Below are 16,685 nucleotides of genomic sequence, written 5' to 3' on the forward strand. Positions count from 1 at the left end.
CTCAGCCGCGCTCACAGACCCCGGTCGGCCGGGTCCGCGCCACCATCGGCACCGCCGTCGTGGCCGCCGGCGTTCGCGCCACCGTCGGCCGGGCCCTCGCCACCAGCGCCACCATCGGCACCGCCGTCCGCACCGCCATCGGCACCGCCGTCGGCACCGCCGTCGTGGCCACCGGCGTTCGCGCCACCGTCGGCCGGGCCCTCGGCACCGGCGCCGCCGTCCGCTCCACCGTCGGCACCGCCGTCGTGGCCGCCTGCGTTCGCACCACCGTCGGCCGGGCCCTCGCCGGTGCCCATCGTGTCGTCGTCGTTCATGGGGGTCTCGCTCATGGCTCTTCTCCCTGGGTTCTGCGACGCCCGTGCGCCGCTCGTCCTTCCTATGCCCTTGCCGGTCACACCGCCACTCGAGCCGACGCGTCTGCGCAGGTCAGGGCCGGTTCGCCGCACAGGTCGGGCCGCCACCACCGGCTCGAGGTCGCGGGCCTCCCTGCGGATGGTCAGGACTTGGCAAGGGTCCGTCCCCGGCACTCCCGCCGCTCGCGGGCACCGTCCTAGGGTGCGGACCACCGACCCACTGGACCGCAGGGAGACCTCAATGGCGAGAACCCGCACGTTCGGCGTGCTCGCGGCACTCGGTGTCGCGACGGCCCTGACCATCTCGGCCACACCCGCATCGGCGGCGAGCTCGTACGTCGCGCTCGGCGACTCGTACTCCTCCGGCGTGGGGACCCGCACGTACATCAACGACGGCACCTCGTGCCAGCGCTCCGTGTACGCCTATCCCTCGCTCATCGCGGCCGCCAAGGGACTCGCGCTCACCTTCCGGGCCTGCTCCGGCGCCACCGTGGCCGACGTGACCAACACCCAGCTGTCAGCGCTCGGCACGGGCACGACGTACGTGTCCATCTCCGTGGGGGGCAACGACGCCGGGTTCGCCGACGTCCTCACCGAGTGCGCCCAGCCGGGGTGGATGAGCAACTGCAACGGCGCCATCGACACCGCGCAGTCCATCATCAACAACGTCCTCCCGGGGCGGCTCTCGACCCTCTACTCCTCGATCCGGGCCAAGGCCCCCAACGCCCGGGTCACCGTCGTCGGCTACCCCCGAATCTTCAACGGCGAGGACTGCAACGCGTTCACGTGGTTCTCCCCCACCGAGGAGTCGCGGCTCAACGCGACCGCCGACCTGCTCAACAGCAAGCTGTCGGCACAGGCCTCGGCCAAGGGCTTCTCGTTCACCAACCCGACGAGCCGCTTCACCGGCCACGCCGTCTGCGACAGCACCGAGTGGATCAACGGCCTGTCCAACCCGGTCAGCGAGAGCTACCACCCGAACGTCGCCGGGCACCGCGACGGCTACGCCCCGCTCGTCAGCACCCCCCTCACTGGCTCGGCTCTGGCCGTCACCGCGACGACGCTGCGGGTCGCAGCCGACTCCGGCACCGTCCTGGCGACGCAGCAGCGCCGGTATGCCGCCGCCGACCGCACGATCGTCCCGGAGCAGTTCCACGCGCCCGACCTCACCACCGCACGCGCGAGGGCGGCGGCGAAGCGGGCCGGCGTCGACCTGTCGAGCCGGGCCAGCATCGACGCTGCGGACCGCCTGTGGTCCCAGCGCCAGGACCGCGCCTGGGCCGCCGCGCACCCCCGCTGACCCGACTCCTCCTCCGGGGTCAGCGCCGTGGCGCAGGCTCGTCGACGAGGAGCGCCTCGGCGAGGCCGGTGTCCACGACCAGCCCCTGCACGAGCCCACCGCCGAGGGCGGCGCGCACGGCAGGGGCCTTGGCGTGCCCGGAGGCCACCGCGATGACCTCGGGTATGCCGGCGAGCACGTCGGCGTCGATGGTCACCAGGCGCGCAGCGACCTTGGGGCGTAACGGTTTTCCGCTCGCGTCGAAGAAGACGCCGGCCAGCTCTCCGGCGACTCCGGCACGCGCCAGCGCGGCGCGTTCTCCCTCGTCGAGGAGGTCGTGGATCGTCGACTGCCCCTCGGCCCACCTACCGATGCCGACGACCGCCTTGGTGACCCTGCTGGCCGCCTGCATCCCTTCCGCGACGGCCGGCTGGCGGCGCAGCGCGTCGGCGCTCGCCTTGCTGTCGAGGACGAACGGCGCGTAGAAGACGCGAGCCGGGCCACCGGCCAGCCGGGCTGCCCGCCGGACGATGTCGACCGCACTGCTGTCGAAGTCCGGCAGCGCGATCGCCCCCGTGAGCTGGACGACCTCCACCGGGGGAAGCGTGGTGAGCGCCCCCACCATGGCGTGCACCATCCGCGACCACGGCAGGCCCAGGACGTCACCGGGCTCGAGCACCTCGGCGAGCAGCTCCGCGGCCGCGCGGCCGAGCTGGTGCCGGACGGAGCCGGGGTCGTGGTCGGCCGGCTCGACGACGACCGCGTGGCGCAGGCCGTAGCGCTCCTGGAGCCGGGCCGACGCGTCGACGTCGAGCGCCCCCTGCCGGACGATCTCGATCCGGACCAGACCGCGCTCGCGGGCCGACTCGAGCAGCCGGGCGACCTTGAACCGGCTGATCCCCAGCTCCTCGGCGATCTCCACCTTCGACTGGTTCTGCAGGTAGTACCGGCGCGCAACGGCCGCGAGCAGCACGAGCTCCGCGGGTCCGTCGTCGGTCACGGCTCCATCCTCCCCGTTGACAGCGTCCCTCGGCGCGGTTTTACTCGGGTTACTCGTTTGCGCATGATCGCGCTCATCTGAGCGCATGGCAAGCCGTTCCATCAGGGAGCCGTCACTGGCGACGGAGGAGGACGCGTGCGAAACCGGATCTCACGAGCCACGGTGGTGGCTGCCGCCACGGCGACGACCCTGGGCCTGTCGGCCTGTGCGGGCTGGGGCGGCGGCGGAGGGGGCGGTGGCGGCAAGGACAGCATCAACGTCCTCATGGTCAACAACCCGCAGATGGTCGACCTGCAGAAGCTGACCGCCGCGAACTTCACCAGGCAGACCGGCATCCGGGTGAACTTCACCGTGCTGCCGGAGAACGACGTGCGCGACAAGATCAGCCAGGAGTTCTCCAGCCAGGCAGGGCAGTACGACGTCGCGTCCCTGTCGAACTTCGAGATCCCCATCTACGCCAAGGCGCGGTGGATCGCCCCGCTCGACGGCTACATCGCCAAGGACCCGTCGTTCGACCAGCAGGACATCCTCAAGCCGATGCGGACCTCGTTGTCCAGCAACGGCAAGGTCTACGGTGAGCCGTTCTACGGGGAGTCCTCGTTCCTCATGTACCGCAAGGACATCCTGCAGGCCAAGGGCATCACGATGCCGGCGAGGCCGACGTGGCAGCAGGTGGCCGACATCGCGGCCAAGGTCGACGGCGCCAAGCCCGGCATGCGCGGGATCTGCCTGCGCGGGCAGCCCGGGTGGGGGCAGCTGTTCGCGCCGCTCACCACCGTGGTCAACACCTTCGGCGGCACGTGGTTCGAGAAGGACTGGACGCCGAAGGTCAACGCGCCCGAGTTCCGGCAGGCCGTGCAGTTCTACGTCGACCTGGTCCGTGCCCACGGGGAGAAGGGCGCACCCCAGGCCGGCTTCACCGAGTGCCTCAACAACCTCGTCCAGGGCAACGTCGCGATGTGGTACGACGCCACCTCGGCCGCCGGGTCGCTCGAGGCCGACGACTCCCCCACCAAGGGCAAGTTCGGCTACGCGCCGGCCCCGGTGGTGAAGACGGACTCCTCGGGGTGGCTCTACGCGTGGTCGTGGTCGATCCAGCAGGCCAGCACCAAGAAGGACAACGCCTGGAAGTTCATCTCCTGGGCCAGTGGCAAGGACTACGAGAAGCTCGTCGGCACCCAGCTCGGGTGGACCAGGGTTCCGGCCGGCAAGCGCGCCTCGACCTACGAGAACCCCGAGTACCTCAAGGTGTCGTCGGCCTTCGCCGGTCCGACGAAGGCCGCGATCGAGGCCGCCGACCCCGAGAACCCCGGAGTGCAGCCGCGGCCGGCGATCGGCATCCAGTTCGTCGACATCCCCGAGTTCCCCGACCTCGGCACCCAGGTCAGCCAGGACGTGAGCTCGGCCATCGCGGGCAAGACGTCCGTGAAGGACGCGCTCGACAAGGGACAACAGCTCGCCGACGACGTCGCCGAGCGCTACCAGGCAAGGGGGCGGTGATGGCGACCACGGCAACGGCCCGGACGGGCCGCAGCGGCGAGGTGGCGACGCCGAGCCGGGCGCTGCAGAAGTCGGGCGCGTGGGCGCGACGGGCGCCCCTGCTGCCCGCGCTCGTCTTCACCATCGTCATGACCCAGGTGCCGTTCCTGGCGACCCTGGTCATCTCGTTCATGAACTGGAACGCGTACTACCCGGACGAGCGCGGGTTCGCGGGCTTCGACAACTTCGCCCGCGTCTTCACCGACACCAACACCCGCTCGGCGGTGCTCGTCACGATCCTGCTGACGGTCAGCGTGGTCGTCGTCAGCCTCGTGCTGGGCCTGGCCATCGCCCTGCTGCTCGACCGCAAGTTCGCCGGACGGGGGGCCGTGCGCACGCTGATGATCACGCCGTTCCTCGTGGTTCCGGTCGCGGCGGCGCTGCTGTGGAAGCACGCGCTCTACAACCCCGAGTACGGCCTGTTCAACGGGCTGCTCAAGGCCGTCTTCGGGGACAGCGCGCCGCAGCCGGACTGGATCACGAACAACCCGCTCATCGCGATCATCGCCGCACTCGTGTGGCAGTGGACGCCGTTCATGATGCTCATCCTGCTGGCGGGGCTGCAGAGCCGGCCGTTGGACGTCGTCGAGGCGGCGCGGATCGACGGGGCCAGCTCGTGGCAGATCTTCCGGAGCATGACGCTGCCGCACCTGCGCCAGTACATCGAGCTCTCGGCGCTGCTCGGCGCGATCTACGTGGTGCAGAACTTCGACCACGTCTTCACGATCACGTCCGGCGGCCTCGGCACGGCGAACCTGCCCTACTTCATCTACCAGACCTTCTACACCGCACAGGACTACGGCCGGGCGTCCGCCGCGGGCGTGGTCGTCGTGATCGGCACCATCCTCATCGCGACCGCCGCGCTGCGCACCGCCTTCAGCCTGTTCAAGGAGGAGACGCGATGAGCCAGCCCACCAAGAGCACCGCCACGGAGCCGGAGACCACTTCGAGACCGACCGGCGAGGCGCGCCGGTCGGGCACCGTCCCGGGATCGGGCCCGCGCCAGGAGATCCGGTATGCCCGTGCGCCCCGCAGCGGGATGCTCCTGACCGCTGCCGCCTGGGTGGTGGGGATCCTCTTCGCGCTGCCGGTGCTGTGGATGATCCTCACGTCGTTCCACAAGGAGACCGACGCGGCGAAGAACCCCCCGGACGTGTTCGCCCCGCTGTCCCTCGACGGCTACCGCACTTTCTTCGCCGCGGGCCCCTGGCCCCCGCTGCTCAACTCGCTCACGGCCAGCATCCTGTCGACTGTGCTCGTCCTGCTGCTGGCCTTCCCGGCGGCCTACGCCCTGTCCATCCGCCCCGTGAAGAAGTGGACGGACGTCCTGTTCTTCTTCCTCTCGACCAAGATGCTGCCGATCGTGGCCGGCATCCTGCCGCTCTACCTCTTCGCGCAGAAGGTGGGGCTGCTCGACAACATCTGGTGGCTGATCCTGCTCTACACCTCGATGAACCTGCCGATCGCCGTGTGGATGCTGCGCTCGTTCCTCGCCGAGGTACCGGTGGAGATGCTCGAGGCCGCGTCGGTCGACGGCGCGAGCCTGACCCGCACGCTCAAGGACATCGTCGCGCCGGTGGTCATGCCGGGCATCGCGTCGGCCGCCCTGATCTGCTTCATCTTCAGCTGGAACGAGCTGCTCCTGGCGCGGGTGCTGACCGGCACGGTGGCCGGTACGGCGCCGGTGTTCCTCACCGGCTTCGTCACCAGCCAGGGACTCTTCCTCGCCAAGGTCTGCGCGGCGTCGTTCGTCGTGTCGCTGCCGGTGCTGGCGGCCGGCTTCGCCGCGCAGGACAAGCTGGTCCAGGGCCTGTCGATGGGAGCCGTGAAGTGACCGGGGCAGCACCCGAGCAGGGCGACGCAGCTCCCGGCACCGTGCCGGTCCCGTTGTCGGACAAGGCCCTCGGCGACCTCGACCCCCGCGTCGCCGTCCCGGCATACGACCGGTCGCAGGTGACCGCGAGCATCGTCCACTTCGGCGTCGGCGGGTTCCACCGCGCGCACCAGGCGATGTACCTCGACGCGCTCATGAACCACGGCGAGGCGCTCGAGTGGGGGCTGTGCGGGGTCGGGGCGCTGCCGCACGACCGCCGGATCATCGACACCCTGCGCGCCCAGGACGGGCTCTACACGCTCGTGGTCAAGCACCCGGACGGACACCGCGAGCCGCGCGTGATCGGCAGCATCGTCGACGTCATGTTCGCGCCCGACGACCCGGGCGCGGTCGTGGACCGGCTCGCCGACGAGGGCACCCGCATCGTGTCGACGACCATCACCGAGGGCGGCTACCTCGTCAACCAGGTCACCGGCGAGTTCGACGCGCAGGACCCGTCGATCCAGGGCGACCTCGCCGCCGACTTCGCCGCGGGTGACGCGCCGACCACCGTGTTCGGGTTCATCGCGGCCGGGCTGGACCGCCGGCGCCGGGAGGGGCGGGCGCCGTTCACGGTGATGAGCTGCGACAACCTGCCCGACAACGGCGACGTCGCCCGGCGGATGATCACGGCCTTCGCCCGGCTCAAGGACGCCGAGCTCGCCGACTGGATGGACCGCGAGGTGGCGTTCCCCAACTGCATGGTCGACCGCATCACGCCGGTCACCGCGCAGGAGGACATCGACCGCCTGGCCGAGGAGTTCGGGGTGCGCGACGGGTGGCCGGTGGTCTGCGAGCCGTTCACCCAGTGGGTGCTCGAGGACTCGTTCGGCAGCCAGGGGCGCCCGCCGTTCGAGGACGCCGGGGTGCAGGTGGTGGACGACGTCGTGCCCTACGAGCTGATGAAGCTGCGGCTGCTCAACGCCAGCCACCAGGCCCTGTGCTACCTCGGCTTCCTCTCGGGGTACCGGTACGCGCACGAGGTCTGCCAGGACCCGCTGTTCCGCCGGTTCCTGCTGGCCTACATGGAGCGCGAGGGCAGCCCGACGCTGCCGGAGGTCCCGGGCGTCGACCTCGACGCGTACCGGCACGAGCTCGTCGAGCGGTTCGCCAACCCCGAGGTGCGGGACACCCTGGCCCGGCTCTGCGCCGAGTCCTCGGACCGCATACCGAAGTGGCTGGTCCCGGTCATCCGGGAGAACCTGCGCAGCGGTGGCGAGATCGAGCTCTCCGCCCTCGTCGTCGCCTCGTGGGCCCGCTATGCCGAGGGGCGCGACGAGCGGGGCGAGCCGATCGAGGTGGTGGACCGGCTCAAGGACCGGGTGACGGCCGCCGCGGCACGTCAGGGCGAGGACCCGCTCGCCTTCGTCCGCGACCGCGACCTGTTCGGCGACCTCGCCGACGACGAGCGGTTCGCCGCGGCCTACACCGCAGCCCTGGAGCGGCTGCACGCGGTCGGCGCGCGGGCCACGCTCGAGGACTGGGACGCCCGCGCGGGCGGCGGCGACACCACGGCCGGCGGGGCAGACTGACCGCATGCGCGTCGCAGTCCTGACCTCGCCCGGTGTCGTCGAGCTCCACGAGCGTCCCGAACCGGTCCCCGCCCGCGACGAGGTGCTCGTGCGCGTACGGGCCGTGGGCGTCTGCGGATCCGACACGCACTACTTCGACCACGGCCGCATCGGCCGGTTCGTGGTCGAGTCCCCCCTCGTCCTCGGCCACGAGGCGGCCGGTGTCGTCGAGGCGGTCGGCGAGGACGTCGACCCCTCGCGCGTCGGGCAGCGGGTGTCGATCGAGCCCGGCGTGCCGTGCCGGTCGTGCGAGCAGTGCCTCGCCGGGCGGTACAACCTGTGTCCCGACATGGTCTTCCACGCGACCCCGCCGGTCGACGGCTCGCTGGCCGAGCTCGTGGCGATCCACCACGCGTTCGCCCACCCGGTGCCCGACTCGGTCAGCGACCTCGAGGCCGCGCTCTGCGAGCCGCTGTCCGTGGGCGTCTGGGCCTGCCGCAAGGGAGCCGTCGGCCCGGGGTCACGGGTCCTGGTCACGGGCGCCGGGCCGATCGGGCTCGTGTGCGTGCAGGTCGCCCGGGCGGCCGGGGCGAGCGAGGTCGTCGTCGCCGACGTCAACCCCGATCGGCTCGCCGTGGCCCGCGAGCTCGGCGCGACCGGCACCGTCGACTCGGGCGAGGAGTCGCTCGCCGACGCGTTCGCCGGTCGGCCCGCTCCGGAGGTGCTGCTCGAGTGCTCGGGACACCCCGGGGCCACGGCGGACGGCATCCGGGCCCTGGCACCAGCCGGCCGGGCCGTGCTGGTCGGGATGGGTGGCGACGAGCTGCCGCTGCCGCTGTCGGTCGTGCAGGAGCGCGAGCTCGTCGTGACCGGGACGTTCCGGTACGCCGGGACGTGGCCCACCGCGATCGCGCTCGTCGCGTCCGGGCAGGTCGACCTCGAGCGGCTCGTCACCGGCCGGTTCCCGCTGGCCGACACCGCCGCCGCCCTCACCGCCGCGCGGGACACCCCCGGCGCGGTGAAGTCCGTCATCGAGCCGCAGTCGTGAGACTCCCGGCGACGATGCGCGGGGTGCGGCTGCCCGGCGACAGCACCGTCGAGCACGTGCAGGTCGACGTGCCGCGACCCGGCCACGGCCAGGTGCTGCTGCGCATGCGCGCGTCCTCGATCTGCGGCAGCGACATCCGCGCCATCTACCGCGAGCACCAGGGCCACGGTGCCGAGGCGTACCAGGGTGTCGTCGCAGGTCACGAGCCCTGTGGAGAGGTCGTGGAGGTCGGGCCCGGAGGGCGCAGCCTGTCCGTCGGCGACCGCGTCGTCGTCTACCACATCGCCGGCTGCGGGATGTGCGACGAGTGCCGCCGTGGGTATGCCGTGGGCTGCCTCTCGCCGTTCCGCGCCGCCCACGGGTGGCAGCGCGACGGTGGGCACGCCGAGTACCTCCTCGCGGAGGAGGCGTCCTGCCTGCTCCTGCCCGAGCCCCTCACCTTCGTCGACGGGGCGCTGGTGTCGTGCGGGTTCGGCACGGCGTACGAGGGCCTGCTGCGGGCGGGCGTGTCCGGGCGCGACCGGCTGCTGGTGACGGGGCTGGGGCCGGTCGGGCTCGCCGCCGCCATGCTCGGCCGGGCGCTCGGTGTGACGACGGTCGTGGGGACCGACACCTCGCCGGAGCGGGTCGCGCTGGCGGCGGGGCTCGGGCTGGTCGACGTGGCGGTGACCGCGGACGAGGTCGACGAGGCCGTCGCCGCCGCCACGGGCGGGGAGGGCTGCGAGGTCGCCGTCGACTGCTCGGGTGCGGCACCGGCCCGCGTCGCGGCGCTGCGCAACACCCGCCGTTGGGGCCGCTGCGTGTTCGTCGGCGAGGGTGGCCGGGTCGACTTCGCCGTGTCGGACCTGCTCATCCACAAGCAGGTCACGTTGCACGGGTCGTGGGTCACCTCGCTGCAGCACATGGGCGAGCTGCTCGACCTGCTCGTCCACACCGACCTGCACCCCGAGGTCGTCGTGACCCACCGCTACCCGCTGGCCGACGCCGGCACGGCATACGGGGTCGCGGACGCCGGCACCGCCGGCAAGGTCTGCATCGTGATGGAGGACTGAATGACCGGCGCACCCGACCGGACCGCACCCACCCTCGTCGCCGGGGTCGACTCCTCGACCCAGTCCTGCAAGGTTGTCGTCTGCGAGGCGGGGACCGGCCGGGTGGTGCGCACCGGTCGCGCACCGCACCCCGACGGCACCCAGGTCCATCCCGACCGGTGGTGGGAGGCCTACCTGGCCGCCACCGCGGACGGCCTGCTCCAGGGCGTGTCGGCGATCGCGGTGGGCGGCCAGCAGCACGGGCTCGTGGCGCTCGACGAGGACGACGAGGTCATCCGGGAGGCGATGCTCTGGAACGACACGAGCTCCGCCCAGGCCTCCCACGACCTGATCGAGGAGCTCGGCGGGCCTGCCGAATGGGTCGACCGCACGGGGCTCGTGCCCGTGCCGAGCTTCACCGTCACCAAGGTGCGGTGGCTGGCCGAGCACGAGCCGGAGCACGCCGACCGACTGGCAAGCGTCGTGCTGCCCCACGACTGGCTGACCTCACGGATCCTCAAGCAGGGCAACGGCTTCCGCGAGCACGTGACGGACCGGGGTGACGCGTCGGGCACGGGCTACTTCTCCCCGGTGGATGACGCCTACCTGCCCGATCTGCAGCGGCTCGCGCTCGGGCGCGAGTTCGGGACGCCGCGCGTGCTGGGTCCGGCGCAGGAGGCGGGCCGCACCGGGTCCGGCATGGTCGTCGGTCCAGGGACGGGCGACAACGCCGGGGCCGCCCTCGGGCTGGGGCTGGAACGCGGCGACGTCGTGGTGTCCCTGGGGACGAGCGGGGCGGTCTTCGCCGACGCCACCAGCCCGGTGCGGGACACGAGCGGCGACGTGGCCGGGTTCGCGAGCGCGAGCGGCGGCTTCCTGCCGCTCATGTGCACCCTGAACGCCGCCCGGGTGCTGACCTCGGCGGCCCAGCTGGTGGGCACCGACCTCGCCGGTCTCGACCGGCTGGCGCTGGCCGCGCAGCCCGGCGCCGGGGGGCTCAGCCTGCTGCCGTACCTCGACGGCGAGCGCACCCCGAACCTGCCGCACGCGACCGGCACGCTCGGCGGCCTCACCCGGACCAACGCGACCCCGGAGAACCTGGCCCGCGCCGCAGTGGAGGGCATGCTCGCCAACCTGGTCGCCGGGGTCGACGCGCTGCGGGCGCTGGGGACGCCGGTCGAGCGGGTGCTGCTCATCGGCGGGGCCTCGGCGTCGGCGGCGGTGCGGGAGGTTGCGCGGTCGCTGATCGGCGTGCCGGTCGCGGTGCCCGAGCCCGGCGAGTACGTCGGGCTCGGGGCGGCGCGCCAGGCCGCGTGGGTGCTGTCCGGCGAGCAGGAGCCGCCGGCGTGGCCGGTGCGCGTGGAGGAGACCCTCGACCCGGCGGGAGACGGTTCGTCCGCCGAGGTCCTGGGCCGGTACGCCGCCCTCCTGGCGACGGTCCACCGCCGTTAGGCGTCGGCCCCGGCCAGCGCGTCCGCGGGCGTGCGGACCTCGGTCGGCCCACCGGCCTGCGCCGTGCCCCTTCCGGCGTCGCGTCGGCGGGCCAGCCGGTCGGCGACGACGAGCACGGCCAGGGCGCCGAGGCTCAGGCCGGCTCCGTCCCACAGGGTGGAGGCGTAGCCGAGGCCGGCGGAGATCGTCAGGCCACCGAGCCACGCGCCCGCCGCGTTGCCCACGTTGAACGCCGCGATGTTGGCGCCGCTGGCCAGGGTCGGTGCCGACCCGGCACACGCCATGATCCGCATCTGCAGCCCCGGCACGGTGGCGAACCCGAACGCGCCCATGAGCACCAGCGACACCACGGCAGCCACGGGCGAGGAGGCGGTGAGCGCGAAGACGGCCATGACGACCGCGAGCGCTGCGAGCACCACGGTCAGGGTGACGGGGACGGACCGGTCCGCCGCCCGGCCACCGACCCAGTTGCCGGCGAAGAGGCCGACGCCGAACAGCACGAGCAGCCACGGCACGGTGCTGGCCGCGAACCCGGAGACCGAGGTCAGCGTGTAGGCGATGTAGGTGAACGCGCCGAACATGCCGCCGAACCCGAGCACGGTGACCAGCAGTGACAGCCACACCTGGCCGGACCGGAAGGCGCCGAGCTCGCCGCGCAGGCCCGCACCGCCTCGCTCGGCCGGCTGCGACGGGACGAGGGTGGCCATGCCGACCAGCGCGAGCACGCCGATGACGGTGATCGCCCAGAAGGTCGAGCGCCAGCCGAGCTGCTGCCCGAGCAGGGTCCCGAGCGGGACACCGAGGACGTTCGCGGTCGTGAGCCCGGCGAACATCATCGCGATGGCACCGGCCTTCTTCTCCGGCGCGACGAGCGAGGCCGCGACGACCGAGCCGATGCCGAAGAAGGCGCCGTGGGTGAGGGCCGCGAGGACGCGTCCGAGCAGCATGACCTCGTAGGTCGGCGCCAGCGCGGAGACGAGGTTCCCGGCGATGAACAGCACCATGAGCGCCGCCAGCACGTGCTTGCGGTTGAGGCGGGTGACGGCGGCGGTGAGGCCGACGGCGCCCACGGCGACGCTGAGCGCGTACCCGGAGATGAGCCACCCCGCGGCGGCCTCGTCGACGTGGAAGTCGGCGGCCACCTCGGGGAGCAGGCCGGCGATGACGAACTCGGTGAGTCCGATGCCGAAGCCCCCGATGGCGAGGGCGAGCAGGGCGAGGGGCATGACAGGGGTCCTCCAGGGGTGCGGGGAGTGGGGTGTGGGGCGCAGCCAGGGGCGCGCCCGGCGGCCGGCTCGGGTCCTCGTCGACCAACCGTGCCGCGTGCTGGTATGCCGCGTGTGCAACTATCGGCGTGAACAGCAAGATAGTTGCACACGCCGCATGTTGCAAAAGCGCGCTAGAATGGAGGGCAACGACACGGGGTCCGGGCCCCGGCACGGCGCACCTCGCCCGGAAGCGCCCGGACCCGCGCTGGACACACCACCCACGGAGGAGGACCCATGGGCATCGCCGACGACGCGGTCGAGGTCCGCGCCCAGGGCTGGCGCACCCTCGCGGCGCTCCACGGGCTCCTCGAGACGGCCCTCGAGCGCGAGCTCACCAGCGCCCACGACCTGTCCGTCGTCGAGTACACGGTGCTCGACGCCCTCTCCCGGCAGGACGGCTGGCACCTGCGGATGTCGCAGCTCGCGCGGGCGGCGGCGCTGTCGAGCTCGGCCACCACGCGCCTGGTCACCCGGCTCGAGGACCGCAAGCTGCTCAAGCGGATCCTGTGCGAGGACGACCGCCGCGGCATCTACACCGAGCTGACCCCGGCCGGGTCGCGGCTGCTCGCCGCGGCGCGCCCGACCCACGACCGGGTCCTCGAGCAGGCGCTGGAACAGGCGGTGCAGACGCCCGAGCTCGCTCCGCTCGTCGACGCCCTGCACCGCCTGCCCGCCCCGGCCTGAACGGAGGCACCGACCGCCCGGCCACACACCCGGGGCCGGCCGCCGACAACGCGCGTGACGTCGTCCGCCTCCGCGGGCACGATGGCGCGGTGAGCTATCCCCCACCGATCTACGACGGCGCCACGGGCGAGGTGAGCGCGCGGGCGAGGCTGGCCGGCAGCGAGCCGGACCTGGTGTACCCCAACGGGAACCGCGTCCACTACCTCACGACCGGCGAGGGCAGCGGCGGCACCTACGGGCTGTACCGGTGGGAGTTCGCCGGTCCGCGCAGCGGTCCCGACTCCCACTTCCACCGGACCATCACCGAGTCCTTCTACGTGCTCGAGGGCGAGGTCACCATCTACGACGGCACGGCCTGGAACGTCATGCGCTCCGGCGACTTCGTGCACGTGCCGGCCGGCGGGCTGCACGGCTTCCGGAACGAGTCGGGGCCGGCGTCGATGCTGCTGCACTTCGCCCCGGGCGCACCACGGGAGGCCTACTTCGAGGGGCTCGCCCGGCTCGGGGCCGGCGAGGCGATGACCGACGCCGAGCGCGACGAGTTCATGCGGTACCACGACAACCACTGGGTGGACTGACGCAGCACGTCGCCCGGGGCGCAGGCCACGGGCACGGTCGGGACACGTGGCCAGGCGGATGGGGCGCACGGCCGCCGCGAGGGGGGCGCACGGCCCCGCGAGGCGGCGCCGGGTCACGCCGTCGGCCCGCCCTCCAGCGCTGCCAGCTGCAGGCGGACGGCCAGCCGCACCGTCGGGTCGTCGAGGTCGAGCCCGGCCAGGTCGGCGACCCGGTTCATCCGGTAGCGCATCGTGTTGGGGTGCACGTGGATCGCCCGCGCGGCCGCGCTCGGCGCGCCGGGGTGGTCCAGCCACGCGGCGAGGGTCCGCAGGTGGTCGGTGGCGTGCACCGCGTCGTGCTCCTGCAGCAGGCGCAGCGGCCCCAGCGCTTCCTCGGGGAGAGCCGCCGCCGCGCGCGCGATGGTCACCTGCGCCCACACGTCCTCGTGGCGCGCGACGGCCTCGCCCGGCGGCGTGACCCGGTCCGCCTCCTGTGCCTCGCTGCGCGAGCGCTCCAGCCCGGCCGGCTGGTGGGCCGGCCGGCCCGCGCGCACCACCAGGTCCAGGCCCTCGAGCCGGGCCCGTTCGACCACGGCGCACAGCCACGGCCACGAGCCCGCGGCGGCGTCATCGGTGTCGCGCACCACGGCATACACCCGACCGTCGAGCTCGGCGATGAGCGGGGAGGTCCACGCCTGGCGCCGCAGCACCGACTCCCACACGTCGAGGATGCGGCCGGCATCGCCGGCGGTGCCGAGCGCCGCGACCCGCCACGGCCCCGCGGGCAGCCACTCGTCGGCACCAGCGGTGCTGCCGGACAGCACACCGCGGAGCCGGTCGGCGGCCACGCGCCGCGACAGGTCGCTCTGCGCCCGCAGGCGCAGCAGGTGCAGCGCGACGACGGCCGACGTCTGCACGAGCTCGGCCACGAGGGCCGCCGGTGGCCGCTGCTCGACGACGACCCAGATGGAGCCCAGCCACTCGCCGCCGGCGCGGACCGGGACCACGAGGCGGGGCTTGGTGCCGCCGGACGCCGGGACGTAGACCGGCTCGCTGGAGCGGGCGAGCCGGCGGAAGACGCCTTGGGCGCGCAGGGTGGCCAGCACCTCGTCGGGCACTCGCCGCCCGACGATGGTGGAGACGCGGGCCGGGTCGGTGAGGTCCTGGCGCGAGGAGTACGCGAGCACGCGCGACTGGGCGTCCTCGATGGTGACGGGGGCGTCGACGAGACCGGCAGCCGCGTCCGCGAGCGCGAACAGGTCGTCCTGCACGGGTGCGTCCTCGCGCCGGCCCGGGCCGACCGCGGCACGGTCGAGGACACCGCGCAGGAGCCAGACGAGGTGTGCCCAGGAGGCCTGGTCGGCGAGCTCGACGAGCGCGATGCCTTCCCGCCTGGCCCGGCTCCGGACGTCGCGGCGCCGGCCGAGGGACCGGCGCAGCACCACGCCGCCGGCGCCGGCCGCGGCTGCGTCGCCGACGACCTGGAGGGCCCCCGAGGGGCCGTCGACGCCGACGCCGAGCACGAGGTCACCGGGCTGGCCGACGACGCCGTGGGCCGGCTCGGCGATGGTGAGGTCGTCGACCTCGGCGCCCTCGCGGGGCACGGCGAGGGTGAGCAGGCCCGAGAGGGTGCCCACGAGGTCGGTCACGGCGAGCACGGCCCCAGTGTCGGGCAGGTTGTGCCGTGAGCACAACTCTCACGGTCAGATTCATGCTTCGCCGCCAAGGCGACGGTACACGCTCCCTGTCACGCTCGAGGACATGACCTCCTCCCCCGCTGTCACCGCTGCCGGTCTCCCCGCCCCCCGTCGTGTCGCCGTCGTCGGCGCCGGAATGGTGGGCCTGTCCACCGCCTGGTTCCTCCAGGAGCACGGCGTCGAGGTGGTCGTCCTCGACCGTGAGGGCGTGGCCGCCGGGTCGTCGTGGGGCAACGCCGGCTGGCTGACGCCGGGCATCGCGACGCCGCTGCCCGAGCCCGCGGTCCTCAAGTACGGCATCCGCGCCGTCCTGTCGCCGTCGTCGCCGGTCTACGTGCCGCCGAGCGCCAACCCGGACTTCCTGCGGTTCGTCACCGGCTTCACCCGCCACTCGACGATGAAGGCCTGGAAGAAGGCCATGGGCTCCCTCGTGCCGGTCAACGACCTGTCGCTGGAGAGCTTCGACCTGCTCAAGGCCGGCGGCGTGCAGGCCGACACCATCGAGGCCAGGTCGTTCCTCGCGTCGTACCGCACCGAGGACGAGCGCCGCACGCTGCTCGAGGAGATCGAGCACATCCACGCCGCGGGCCAGGCCATCGAGTTCGAGCCGCTCACCGGCGACCAGGCCCGGGCGATCGAGCCCAGCCTGTCCGACGAGATCGGGGCGGCGATCCTGCTCAAGGGCCAGCGGTTCATCAACCCCGGCGCCTTCGTCCACGCGCTCGCCGACTCGGTGCGCGCCCGCGGCGGCAAGATCGTCGACGGCGCCACGGTGGCCGACATCCGCGACACCGGTCGCGGCGTGGCCGTCACCACCGCCGAGGGCTCGGTCGAGGAGTTCGACGCCGCGGTCCTCGCGACGGGCGCCTGGCTCGGGAAGCTGGCTCGGCAGTTCGGCGTCCGGAACGTCGTGCAGGCCGGCCGCGGCTACTCGTTCTCCGTCGCGATCGACCACGTCCCGAACGGCCCGGTCTACTTCCCCGCCCAGCGGGTCGCGTGCACGCCGATCGGCGACCGGCTGCGCGTGGCCGGGATGATGGAGTTCCGCAAGCCCGAGGCCGCGCTCGACCAGCGCCGCATCTCGGCGATCGCCGAGGCCGCCCGCCCGCTGCTGCGCGGCGCCGACCTCGACGCCCGCCAGGACGAGTGGGTCGGCTCGCGGCCGTGCACCGTCGACGGCCTGCCCCTCATCGGTGCGACCAAGAGCCCCCGGGTGTATGCCGCGGGCGGCCACGGCATGTGGGGCATCACCCTCGGCCCGGTCACCGGCCGCCTGCTCGCGCAGACCATGGTCACCGGGAAGCAGGTCGAGCAGCTCAAGCCCTTCAACCCCCTGCGCTGACACCAGGCGGCCCGGGGGGGCCGGGGCCCCTGGCGCCGGGCCGCCCCGACA

At 73.2% G+C, this 16,685-nt stretch carries 15 protein-coding genes; 11 read left to right on the top strand and 4 right to left on the bottom strand.

Features of this window, described 5'->3' with window-relative positions; all coding sequences use genetic code 11:
• Window positions 1-11 precede the first annotated feature (11 nt).
• Window positions 12-329, bottom strand: a complete 318-nt coding sequence (locus tag ACFUC1_RS08780; RefSeq protein ID WP_379118725.1) for a hypothetical protein — start codon at window positions 327-329, stop codon at window positions 12-14.
• 265 nt (window positions 330-594) lie between these two features.
• On the opposite strand from ACFUC1_RS08780, the gene ACFUC1_RS08785 reads away from it, so the two are divergent.
• On the top strand, window positions 595-1,653 hold the full coding sequence (locus tag ACFUC1_RS08785; RefSeq protein WP_379118727.1) for an SGNH/GDSL hydrolase family protein: 1,059 nt from the start codon (window positions 595-597) through the stop codon (window positions 1,651-1,653).
• 19 nt (window positions 1,654-1,672) lie between these two features.
• Here ACFUC1_RS08785 and ACFUC1_RS08790 read toward each other — a convergent pair whose 3' ends face one another.
• A complete protein-coding gene (locus tag ACFUC1_RS08790) occupies window positions 1,673-2,632 on the bottom strand; it encodes a sugar-binding transcriptional regulator (RefSeq protein ID WP_379118729.1) in 960 nt (319 codons plus the stop codon).
• A 135-nt stretch (window positions 2,633-2,767) separates the two neighbouring features.
• Here ACFUC1_RS08790 and ACFUC1_RS08795 point away from each other — a divergent pair, with 135 nt between their 5' ends.
• From ACFUC1_RS08795 to ACFUC1_RS08825, 7 genes are all read left to right on the top strand, one after another.
• The gene (locus ACFUC1_RS08795) at window positions 2,768-4,132 is read left to right on the top strand and encodes an ABC transporter substrate-binding protein (RefSeq protein ID WP_379118731.1); all 1,365 of its coding nucleotides are present in this window, start codon (window positions 2,768-2,770) and stop codon (window positions 4,130-4,132) included.
• Window positions 4,132-5,076: a carbohydrate ABC transporter permease gene (locus ACFUC1_RS08800; RefSeq protein ID WP_379118733.1), complete on the top strand. Its 945-nt coding sequence runs from the start codon at window positions 4,132-4,134 to the stop codon at window positions 5,074-5,076. The genes ACFUC1_RS08795 and ACFUC1_RS08800 overlap by 1 nt, the downstream gene beginning before the upstream one ends.
• A 134-nt stretch (window positions 5,077-5,210) precedes the next feature.
• Window positions 5,211-6,005: a carbohydrate ABC transporter permease gene (locus tag ACFUC1_RS08805; RefSeq protein ID WP_379118752.1), complete on the top strand. Its 795-nt coding sequence runs from the start codon at window positions 5,211-5,213 to the stop codon at window positions 6,003-6,005.
• A complete protein-coding gene (locus ACFUC1_RS08810; protein WP_379118735.1) occupies window positions 6,002-7,576 on the top strand; it encodes a mannitol dehydrogenase family protein in 1,575 nt (524 codons plus the stop codon). The genes ACFUC1_RS08805 and ACFUC1_RS08810 overlap by 4 nt, the downstream gene beginning before the upstream one ends.
• 4 nt (window positions 7,577-7,580) lie before the next feature.
• Window positions 7,581-8,603 (top strand): NAD(P)-dependent alcohol dehydrogenase, encoded by a 1,023-nt coding sequence (locus tag ACFUC1_RS08815; protein WP_379118737.1) that lies wholly within the window; start codon window positions 7,581-7,583, stop codon window positions 8,601-8,603.
• On the top strand, window positions 8,600-9,655 hold the full coding sequence (locus ACFUC1_RS08820; protein WP_379118739.1) for a zinc-binding dehydrogenase: 1,056 nt from the start codon (window positions 8,600-8,602) through the stop codon (window positions 9,653-9,655). The genes ACFUC1_RS08815 and ACFUC1_RS08820 overlap by 4 nt, the downstream gene beginning before the upstream one ends.
• Entirely contained in the window at window positions 9,656-11,086 is a 1,431-nt protein-coding gene (locus ACFUC1_RS08825) for a xylulokinase (RefSeq protein WP_379118741.1), read from the top strand. It abuts the gene before it with no gap.
• On the opposite strand, the gene ACFUC1_RS08830 is transcribed toward ACFUC1_RS08825, so the two are convergent.
• Window positions 11,083-12,312 (bottom strand): MFS transporter, encoded by a 1,230-nt coding sequence (locus ACFUC1_RS08830; RefSeq protein WP_379118743.1) that lies wholly within the window; start codon window positions 12,310-12,312, stop codon window positions 11,083-11,085. The genes ACFUC1_RS08825 and ACFUC1_RS08830 overlap by 4 nt on opposite strands.
• 276 nt (window positions 12,313-12,588) lie before the next feature.
• On the opposite strand from ACFUC1_RS08830, the gene ACFUC1_RS08835 reads away from it, so the two are divergent.
• Together ACFUC1_RS08835 and ACFUC1_RS08840 are read left to right on the top strand one after the other, a co-directional pair.
• On the top strand, window positions 12,589-13,038 hold the full coding sequence (locus ACFUC1_RS08835) for a MarR family winged helix-turn-helix transcriptional regulator (protein WP_379118745.1): 450 nt from the start codon (window positions 12,589-12,591) through the stop codon (window positions 13,036-13,038).
• Window positions 13,039-13,127: 89 nt separating this feature from the next.
• Window positions 13,128-13,616, top strand: coding sequence for a cupin domain-containing protein (locus ACFUC1_RS08840; RefSeq protein WP_379118747.1), 489 nt, complete (start codon window positions 13,128-13,130; stop codon window positions 13,614-13,616).
• 113 nt (window positions 13,617-13,729) lie between these two features.
• On the opposite strand, the gene ACFUC1_RS08845 is transcribed toward ACFUC1_RS08840, so the two are convergent.
• The gene (locus ACFUC1_RS08845) at window positions 13,730-15,253 is read right to left on the bottom strand and encodes a PucR family transcriptional regulator (RefSeq protein WP_379118749.1); all 1,524 of its coding nucleotides are present in this window, start codon (window positions 15,251-15,253) and stop codon (window positions 13,730-13,732) included.
• A 103-nt stretch (window positions 15,254-15,356) separates the two neighbouring features.
• Here ACFUC1_RS08845 and ACFUC1_RS08850 point away from each other — a divergent pair, with 103 nt between their 5' ends.
• Complete coding sequence (locus ACFUC1_RS08850) at window positions 15,357-16,634, top strand: NAD(P)/FAD-dependent oxidoreductase (RefSeq protein ID WP_379118751.1); 1,278 nt, start codon at window positions 15,357-15,359, stop codon at window positions 16,632-16,634.
• The last annotated feature ends 51 nt before the right edge of the window (window positions 16,635-16,685 follow it).

This window comes from Pedococcus sp. NPDC057267 (assembly GCF_042668795.1).
Classification (GTDB): Bacteria; Actinomycetota; Actinomycetes; order Actinomycetales; family Dermatophilaceae; genus Pedococcus.

Coding starts and splice junctions, on each gene's coding strand:
- ACFUC1_RS08780 (WP_379118725.1), bottom strand. CDS start 329: ATGAGCGAGACCCCCATGAACGACGACGACACGATGGGCACCGGCGAG.
- ACFUC1_RS08785 (WP_379118727.1), top strand. CDS start 595: ATGGCGAGAACCCGCACGTTCGGCGTGCTCGCGGCACTCGGTGTCGCG.
- ACFUC1_RS08800 (WP_379118733.1), top strand. CDS start 4,132: ATGGCGACCACGGCAACGGCCCGGACGGGCCGCAGCGGCGAGGTGGCG.
- ACFUC1_RS08805 (WP_379118752.1), top strand. CDS start 5,211: ATGCTCCTGACCGCTGCCGCCTGGGTGGTGGGGATCCTCTTCGCGCTG.
- ACFUC1_RS08815 (WP_379118737.1), top strand. CDS start 7,581: ATGCGCGTCGCAGTCCTGACCTCGCCCGGTGTCGTCGAGCTCCACGAG.
- ACFUC1_RS08825 (WP_379118741.1), top strand. CDS start 9,656: ATGACCGGCGCACCCGACCGGACCGCACCCACCCTCGTCGCCGGGGTC.
- ACFUC1_RS08830 (WP_379118743.1), bottom strand. CDS start 12,312: ATGCCCCTCGCCCTGCTCGCCCTCGCCATCGGGGGCTTCGGCATCGGA.
- ACFUC1_RS08835 (WP_379118745.1), top strand. CDS start 12,589: ATGGGCATCGCCGACGACGCGGTCGAGGTCCGCGCCCAGGGCTGGCGC.
- ACFUC1_RS08850 (WP_379118751.1), top strand. CDS start 15,357: ATGACCTCCTCCCCCGCTGTCACCGCTGCCGGTCTCCCCGCCCCCCGT.